Source organism: Pseudarthrobacter sp. B4EP4b (assembly GCF_006680095.1).
Lineage (GTDB): Bacteria > Actinomycetota > Actinomycetes > Actinomycetales > Micrococcaceae > Arthrobacter.
This window is the reverse complement of sequence record NZ_VHIJ01000004.1, coordinates 35,837-44,131: the sequence shown is the minus strand read 5'-3', so window position 1 is coordinate 44,131 and position 8,295 is coordinate 35,837. Positions and strand designations below refer to the sequence as shown.

At 65.7% G+C, this 8,295-nt stretch carries 7 protein-coding genes; 2 read left to right on the top strand and 5 right to left on the bottom strand.

Going from position 1 to position 8,295, the window contains the following annotated elements; translation table 11 throughout:
- Positions 1 to 88: 88 nt before the first annotated feature.
- Complete coding sequence (locus FNL14_RS02015) at positions 89 to 400, bottom strand: DUF4229 domain-containing protein (protein WP_181762519.1); 312 nt, start codon at positions 398 to 400, stop codon at positions 89 to 91.
- A 62-nt stretch (positions 401 to 462) separates the two neighbouring features.
- Here FNL14_RS02015 and FNL14_RS02010 point away from each other — a divergent pair, with 62 nt between their 5' ends.
- Both FNL14_RS02010 and FNL14_RS02005 read left to right on the top strand, forming a co-directional pair.
- Positions 463 to 864 carry a PLD nuclease N-terminal domain-containing protein gene (locus FNL14_RS02010; protein WP_142057233.1) on the top strand — a complete coding sequence of 134 codons (402 nt, stop codon included), beginning with the start codon at positions 463 to 465 and terminating at the stop codon, positions 862 to 864.
- Between the two features lie 6 nt (positions 865 to 870).
- Positions 871 to 1,476, top strand: a complete 606-nt coding sequence (locus tag FNL14_RS02005; RefSeq protein ID WP_255470670.1) for a hypothetical protein — start codon at positions 871 to 873, stop codon at positions 1,474 to 1,476.
- Positions 1,477 to 1,500: 24 nt separating this feature from the next.
- Here the strand turns inward: FNL14_RS02005 and FNL14_RS02000 are convergent, their stop codons facing one another.
- The 4 genes from FNL14_RS02000 to FNL14_RS01985 all read right to left on the bottom strand — a co-directional run bounded on the left by FNL14_RS02000 (position 1,501) and on the right by FNL14_RS01985 (position 8,294).
- Entirely contained in the window at positions 1,501 to 2,988 is a 1,488-nt protein-coding gene (locus FNL14_RS02000; RefSeq protein ID WP_142057231.1) for a dynamin family protein, read from the bottom strand.
- Positions 2,985 to 4,940: a dynamin family protein gene (locus tag FNL14_RS01995; RefSeq protein ID WP_142057228.1), complete on the bottom strand. Its 1,956-nt coding sequence runs from the start codon at positions 4,938 to 4,940 to the stop codon at positions 2,985 to 2,987. The genes FNL14_RS02000 and FNL14_RS01995 overlap by 4 nt, the downstream gene beginning before the upstream one ends.
- 20 nt (positions 4,941 to 4,960) lie before the next feature.
- Positions 4,961 to 6,055, bottom strand: a complete 1,095-nt coding sequence (locus FNL14_RS01990) for an IniB N-terminal domain-containing protein (protein ID WP_142057226.1) — start codon at positions 6,053 to 6,055, stop codon at positions 4,961 to 4,963.
- 172 nt (positions 6,056 to 6,227) lie between these two features.
- Complete coding sequence (locus tag FNL14_RS01985) at positions 6,228 to 8,294, bottom strand: LuxR C-terminal-related transcriptional regulator (RefSeq protein ID WP_142057224.1); 2,067 nt, start codon at positions 8,292 to 8,294, stop codon at positions 6,228 to 6,230.
- Between the last annotated feature and the right edge of the window lies 1 nt (position 8,295).

The following is an 8,295-nucleotide window of genomic DNA, read 5'->3' as shown; positions in this document are numbered from 1 at the left end:
GCGTAACTGGGTCCCGGCCGGGCTGGCTAACGGGCGGGGCCGGCTAGCGGGTGGGGCCGGCTAGCGGGTGGGCTGGCTGCCGGCGGCCCTAGGCCTTTTTGCGGTCCTTGGCGTCGTTGCTGATGCCGATCTCCGGGTTGGCATCGAGGAGGGCGTCCTCGGCGTTGGCGTCCTGCACTTCGTTCGCTGAGCGGAGCGGCTTGGCGTTGCCCGAGAAACGCTGGTGGAGGGCCGCTGCTGCAGCATCACGCTGCTTCTGGAAAAACAGGTAGCTGACGGCGAAGGCGATGAGTGCCGCACAGATGACGGACATCAGCACGCCGAGCTGCAGGAGCATAAACACCACGAACAGGGGCGCGAAAAGAGCCAGGCGGATCAGGGAATATTTCAAAAAGGCCACTATTCAAGTTTAGCCGCCTCCCGCCGAAGGCCGCCGCGCCTCCTGACGATAGACTTAATGGCATGCTCCTCCGTGTGGGTTTGGCCGTGGCAGTCCTCGTCATCTTTGTGTATGGCCTCGTGGACGTGATCCGCACTGAGGGACGCCTGACCCGGGGGATCTCCAAACCGGCCTGGATTGTGGTCATGATCGTCCTGCCCGTTATCGGCGCCATTCTCTGGCTCCTGATCGGCCGGCCACGCGGTACGTCCCCCCAGCAGAGCCAGCGCCATCCCACCGCTCCGGACGATGATCCGGACTTCCTCCGTAAACTTGAAGCCCGCCGGCGCAACCAGGCGGAAGCGGAGCGCCTGAAGAGGCTCAAGGATGAACTGGATGCCAAGGCGAAAAACCAAGGCAACGGCACTGCCGGCGGCAAGGACACGCACGAAACCGACGAACATGACGCCGACGGGCTGAAGTAGGGGCCGATGGCTCAGGATCCTGTGGGGGAAGACAGGCCCCGGACCATGCCCCAAGGGGCGGCAGGTCCGCCTGCGCCCCCAGGTTCCCTTGCCCCTCCGCCCAGGCCCGGATTGTCCTGGTCCGCTCCGGCCCCCATTCCGGTCATCCCGGTGGCACCGCGGAACGTTCGGACCGCCCGCACACTGTGGCTGTTCAGCTTCGCTGCCGGGCTTGCCGTGCTCGTCGGATCCTTTATGACCCGCGAATCCCATCTGCAACGGCTGAAACCGGTGGTGGCGGGGATGGCGCCCGGCGGGGACCCGGAAGCTGTCACCACAGCAACGGGCATCGTCTTCTGGGGCAGCATGGGGGCTGTCCTCCTGGTGATCCTGCTTGAGGCCGCCATGCTGGGCGTGGTGATGGGCCGGCAGGGCTGGGGCAGGTGGGCCCTGCTCCTCCTACTGGCCGGACACGTCTTTGTCCTGCTCGTGGCGGCTGCGTTCCTGGTGCCCGACGGCGATGCGGGCAGCTACGTGGTGCTGCTCTGGGGCCTTGACCTCCTGCTGGCGGTTGTTGGGCTGATGTTTTTCCTGATGCCCTCCGCCAATGCCTGGCTGAAATCCGCCCGGTAATATCCGCCCGCTTATAAAGAGCCGCTAGGCGGACTGTGCCACCATCCCGGAGCATTCGGCCAGGATGCCTTCGCAGCTGCGGATGACCACCCTGCACAGCTCAAGGGCCGCGCGGTCGGTCAACGGGTTTTCGGCCACGGCCCGCCACTGGTCCAGGCAACGGCGGGCCGCTGAAGCCAGCTGGTCCGGGCCGGCATCGGAATCCAGTCCCAGCCTGGCGTGGGAGGCTGCACCCCAGCCCCCGATAAGGCCCTCCGCTTGGGCGGCCAGCTCAGGGGGCAGCGGTGTGCCCGTGGTTCGCAGGGTTGCCAGCAGCCGCAGTTCACGGAACTCGTGGGCATTGACCTGCAGCCGTTCCAGCGCGGCTGCCAGCCGGCCTGTGCCCTCACGCGGTGAGGTGCGCATCAGGGCTTCCACCCCTACCAGGGCCGTTCTTGCCTTAAGGGCCTCGGCGCGGGCCTGGAACTGGCGCCCCAGAAGCTCCAGCAGCGGATGCAGCCCGCTGCGCCGGGCCAGTTCATGCGCCAGCGGCGTGGGATCAGTAAACCCGTTGCGGATGAGGACTGCCGCGAGCCGGATGCCGAACAGGCCGTACCTTTCGAGCAGCGAGGCGCGGGCCGCCGTCGTCAGCCCTTCGGGGCCTGCCACGCGCAGGAACCGGTCTGCGGACAACAGGAGCTTTTCCCGGTGCGCCCGTTCCATTCCGGCCAGGAGCCGCAGGGCCTCAAAGTCGGGCTGGCGCATGGTGCGGGCGCCTTGCGCCAGGAGCCCGGCCACCGGGACCACCCCCAACACCAGTTTCTGCAGGTTGTGGTCCCGGCGGTACCGCTCGGCGATGTCCGCCGCGGAGAGGAGGGAATCGATCCTCCCGGCACCCACCTCATCCGCCCTGGAGAGCACGGCAAGGGCGTTGACAGTACCGGACCTCCCCGCCTCGGCGTCCTTGAAGGACTCGAGGAACCTCAGGTCGGATGCATGCATGTGCCGCATCAGGTAGATGATCGCGTCCGCCTCCGATGGCGTGTCTTCCGGGGTAAGGAAGCTGGTGGACCGTGCGGCCACATTGGTGGAAAGGGAGGCTATCCCCGGGGTGTCGATCAGGGTCATGTTCTGCAGTGCCGGTGAGGGCCACTCCACTTCCAGCCTGTCCACGTCGTCCGCCGTGGCGTCACCGAGGACAAACACCAGGCGGCCGTCAACACGCTTCACGGGAAGGCTGCGCGGTTCGCCGGTCGCCGGGTAAAGGGTGATCCGGGGGGTGCGGCCGTAGCGGTACCAGGTCACAATGCGGGTGCACTCCGCGGTGTCCGTGGGTGCTATCTCTTCGCCGAGGATGGCGTTCAAGAGGGTGGACTTCCCTGCCTTCACCATGCCGGCAACCGCAACGCGCAGTGGCTCTTCCAGTCTCCGGGCATAACCCTGCAGTACTGCCACGGCAGCGGGGTCTTCCCGGTAGGCGCTCAACGCCTCCCGGACAAGGTCCGCGGCACCGGCGATGGTGGAGGCTGTCATCCCGCCCCTGCCACAGCTGGTGCCGCCCCCGCTGCGCCGGCCGCGGCGGCGGGAGCTCCGGGATTCAAGGTGACGGGGTTGCCAGTCCGCGCACTGTCCGCAGCTGCTTCGGCGGCCACAGCCTCCGCGGCGCGCGCCAGGGCGTCGACCTTCTTCAGCTCCGCTTTGATTTCGCGGATGCGCACTTCCTTTTCCAGGGCATAGGTGGTGGCGGCTTTTTGCGCTGCGGCCACTGAATCCCCCAGGGAGCGGTGGTGCTCGTCCGCGATGTCCGTGAAGTGGTCCCGGATGGAACGCTGTACCAGCCGCAGCCGGTCCTTGAGCTGCTTGCCCACCTGGAAGGTGACGTCGTCCAGTTGGCGGCGGACCAGGGCTTTGGCCTCGGCCTGGCGCCGCTTCAGCCTGGCTTCCTTGTCCTCGCGGTATGCCTTGCGCCCCAGCAGCAGCCCGGCGCCCACGGACAGGGGGTTGATGAGGGCCATGCCGAAGATGCCCGTCAGCAGGCCGAACATCAGCACACCGCCGTAGGACCCGCGCATTCCGATCAGCACCTTTTGCAGTGGATTGACCCTGCCACTGTCCAGCATCGGCATATCGTCCACGGGGTCCAGTGCGTCGCCGCTGTCCGAGACGTGCAGTACTGGCAGGGTCACCTCGTCGGCAGCGAAATGCTCCGCAACCTGGGCGGCCAGCCACTGGGCGCGTTCGCTGGTCCATACGAACGTGTCCGAAATGGCAGCTGCGGCGCACTCCTCGAGCCACTGGGAGAACTGGGGCCAGGCAGGTCCGGGATCACCGAGGTCGATGGCCGCCTCGGCTTCACGCTGGATCCGGCGCAGCCGGTCCCGGAGGTCATATTCCATGTCCGCGATCAGGTCGCTGATGCCGTCGCTGAGGGTAATCTGCCACCGGGCGGACCGCTTTCGCAGCTCGTCGGCTTCGGCCTTGGCGACTTCGAGGCCGGCAATCATCTCCGGTGTTTTTCCCGGGTTTTCGAAGGCTGCAAGCTCTGCCTGCAGGGACAGCCGGAGGTGCTCGGTGACGGACAGCAGGTCCTGGCTCACGGAACGCCGCTGGAGCCGTTGTGCCTTGCCCACGATTTCCGTTCGCAGGTGTGCGATCAGGCCGGGGAAGCCGGACTCCACGTTCAATTCGGCATCCTGCAGGCGGGAGGCTTCAAGGCGGAGGTCGGAGGAGACGCTGAACAGGGGAATGTCCGGCGCCACGCCGGCAAGGTGGCCGCGGTCGATCTCCTCCACTCGCCGCCAGTCGGGGTAGAGGTCCGTCTTGGACAGGACGCCCACCACATTGGGGGTGATCCGCATGGCCTGCCGCAGGAAGCGCAGTTCCGGTTCTGTGTACTCCTGGGAGGCATCGGACACCAGCAGCATGGCATCAGCCGTGGGAAGCGCAGTGAGGGTGGTCAGGGTATGCGAGGAGTTCAGCCCGCCCACACCCGGGGAGTCAATGACGGTGAGCCCGCCCGTGAGGATTTTGCGGGGCAAATACACCTCCCCCGCCACGAGTTTTTTGCTGTTTCCGGGGTTGCCCCGCTCGGAAACATACGACGGCAGGTCCGCAATGGGAACAGGGTGCCGTTCGATATTGGCTTCGTCGGTGGCATCGGATCCGGCCCTGGGAACCAGGATCGCCGCGGAGGCGGTGTCGCCGTACTGCACCACGGTGGGGACCGACGTGGCGATGTCATCAGCGACCGGGCACGCCGGAGCGTTCACCAGCGCGTTGATGAGTTTACTTTTGCCTTGCTTGAATTCGCCCACAACGATGACGCGGATGCTGGGATCCTCCAGCCTCCGCAAGGTCTGGTCGAGGCGCTTGCGCAGGTCGAGGCGGTCTCCGGTCCCGGTTAGTTCGAGGCCTTGCTTAACCAGCCCGGCGAGTTGCACAGTCGTCGCAGGTGGTGACGGTTTCGCCGGTCCGGCTTCTGCCATAGTGTGTCCTTTGCCTCGGGTCAGTGATCGATGATCGTGTCATCCGCGGCCACCGCTGTAGTGACGTCAAGGTCATTGTCGGCCACGATGACCGATTCGTCGATGGTGGTGAAGTCGGCATCAACGTCGCCAACCTCAACCGCGGTATTGGTGTAGTCCACTGTGTTGTCGGCGATAACAACGTTGTCCTCGACATTGGTGATCTCGTTATCGGCGAGAACAACGTTGTCCGTAATGGTGGTGTCCGTCGAGCTGTCGCTGTTGCCGACATCCTCCAGGTCTACATCAACGCTGTGATCCGAGTAGTCGGTAGTGTTGCCCACGTTGTCGAAATCAACGTCCGTGTTTCCAACGTCATTGAGGGAATTGTCGTTACCGGAATCCCGGACATCGATGTTCGTCGAGCTGTCCTCGCGGATGTCGGTGTTCCCCACGTTGTCCAGATCGGCATCAATGTCAACGTCGGTGTTGAAGGAGTCGTCGATGTCCGTGTCCGTGTTGCCAACGCTCGCATCCCGGCCGGCGTGGATGGAGTTGTCCGTCGAGTGATCCTCGGAGTTGTCCGTGGTGTGGGAATCCTGGATGTTGTTGGAATCGTCAACATTGGCGTCGTCGCCGGCCGCAACGGCCCGGTCACCGGAGGCGATCACGGAATCGTTGTCGAACCACTGCTCCACGTCGCCGTCGGCCCAGACATTCTGGTTCACGGACTGGTCGGTGAAGGTGTCCCGGTCGTCCACCACGGAGGTGTAGGAGTAATTGTTCACTACATGGTGGAGCTGCTGGATGGCGTGTGCATGGTCCTCGTGCTCTTGGTGCCCGGCACTATTCCCGCTGGCTGGAGGCGGGGTGTAGCTGGTTCCGCCGCCGCCGTTGTGGCTCGTGGTGGCGCTGTTGCCGCCCATGTTGTAATCCCGGTCAAAGCGGGCAGCATTGACCGTAACGGGTGCGTAGTCCAGGACAACCGGCATCGCTGCGTCAACATCCGCCGAGCAGACACCGCCCAGACCGTGGGCTTCAAGGGCGCGTTCCGGATCGTCCAGGAAGTCCTGGGCTGCCTGGCGGTCGCCGAAGAGGTGCATCAGGAACTGGACGAGATCGTTTGCGAGTGTCATGTGGTTGTCCTCATCTTCTCGAAAATTGCCGGAGCGCCCGTAGTCCCAACCGGGCTTGCATCCAACGTACGGGTCCCTCCGCGACCGGGCATCGGGCCCTTCCCCCCTACCCGATGTCCTCCCTCTGGGAAACTTGAGCGCCTCCGGTTAGGGGTTTAGGGGCCCAGCGGATTCATTCCTTTTGGCGGTCTTCGGAATCCAGTGCCAGGCGCAGCCTTGTCATCAGGTCTGATCGGTTTTCGGCGCCCAGGCGGCGGCGCATGCGGGCAATGTGGTGTTCGGCAGTGCGCGGGGAGATGTAGATGGCCTCCCCGATTTCCCGGTACGTCTTGCCCTCAAGCACCAGCCTGGCCACTTCCTTTTCGCGGTCGCTCAGGCCCGAGCCGTCCGGGTTCGTCCCGTTGGTACCCACGGCCGGTGCATCGCGGGACTCCGGTACCCTGGACTTCCCGTTCCCTGCCTCGCTTGGCTGCGGGTGAAGGTCCCGGGCACAGGACAGCAGCCGCACCATGTCCTTGCGTTCCTCGGCACGCGCGGCGGCATGTCCGGCTAACCGTGCGCCTTCCCATGGCATACCCACCCTGCCCAGGGCCCGCGCCGCCGCTTCAACGTCGGCAGTACGGATCTTTCGTGCCAGCACTGTAACCCAGGCCTTGCCGGCGGCGGCAAAGACCGCGGCGAGGTGGCTGTGGGCCGCGGCCCGGGCCAGGGCGGTTGCATGGGGAGCCAGGTCTGCCGGGCTGTCACTGAGCAGTGCTGCCTGGACGGCTGCCCAGTGGAAGGGCACGGCCCACAGGGGCGGATCCCCCAAATGCCCCAGCAGCTGGTTCGCCTCGTCCAGGTAGTGTGTCACCCGGTGGGTTTCGCGGAGCCGGGCGGCAGCTATCATCAGTTCACCCCACGGCAGGAGGCTGTAAAGGTCCACCGAGATGTGCAGCATGGCTTCGTGCGCCCGCTCCCAGGCCATGACAAGTTGCGCAATTTCACCGTTGCGCCGGGCGATCCCGACTTCCAGTGCCGCACACATGAACTCATCGCGGGGGACGAGCGGCCAGTGGTTGGCTTTCGACGCCTCATTGATGGCCAGCCGGGCGTCCTCAAGCCTGTCCTGCTGCATGGCCGACCACGCCTGAAGCAGGAAGAGCCTGGGCTTGGCTGCGTTTCCGCCCTGGCCCGCCGCCACTGCTGACATGCAGACTGTCTCTGCCAGATGGGGTTCTCCGGTGTGCAGGGCGAGCAGTGCGGCCAACGCCGCTGGAGTGTCCGGGAGGGGAAGCGCCGCACCTGTCCCGTTGAGCATGTCCGAGGCATGGATCAGCACGGGGAGAGCCCTGTGCGGCTCGACGGCGAGCGACTCCATGATTCCCTTGCCCGTTTCTGCCAGGGCCACTGCCAGCAAGGTGGGAGCGGCCGGTGGCGCTTCTGCCCGGAAGAGTGACTTGGCGCCGCGCACGTTGCCACTGCCGATCATGGTGAGGGCGGCAAGCGGTGCAGACGTGCCTGCTCTCGAAGCGCCCAACCAGCTGTACGCGTCCCCGCCCCGGGCCAGCATGCCGCGCTGTGCCCACACGGCTGCTGCCACGTCCACACCACGGCGCACGTCCGGAGGATCAGCAGATACCAGGAGCGTATCGATAATCCGGGTAGCGGTGTCCAGGTCCCCGTTGCCCACAGCTGCCTGGGCGCGCCGTGCGGCGGTGCCGAGCTCGTCGGCTCCTGCCAGCAGTGCCTCGTCATAGAGTTGGGCGGCCAGACCAGGATCCTGTTCCAGCGCCTTGTCGCCTGCGTGTTCCAGCTCGGCCGCAACCCGGGGATCGGCGAGCCCGCCGCGAGCCAGTTCACGGGCCAGGTCTCCCAACGGCTGGCCGTGCTCAGCATAGGCGGACACCAGCTCACGTTGGAGCGCATGCACCCTGGTTGTCGGGGCAACTGTCAGCAGGGCATGCTGGGCAGGTCCTACTACTGTTCCGTCCGGCGTCAGCAGACCCGCGGATTCTGCCCGCTCCACCAGGGTGTCAAGGCTCTCCACATCGCCGCTGTCGATCTTCCGCTGCAGGTCAGCAGGCAGCGGGCCGGGCAAGGCAAAACCAACAGACAGTGCCAGGAGGAGTTCGCGGACCGCCGCATTCGCGCCTTTGAGCTGCCCGGCCATCTGCTCGGCGGCATGCGGCAAGTGGCTGTGGTTCAGCTCCACCGGCAGGAAACCATGATCTGCCAAGTGCACCTCGTTGCCGGCCATG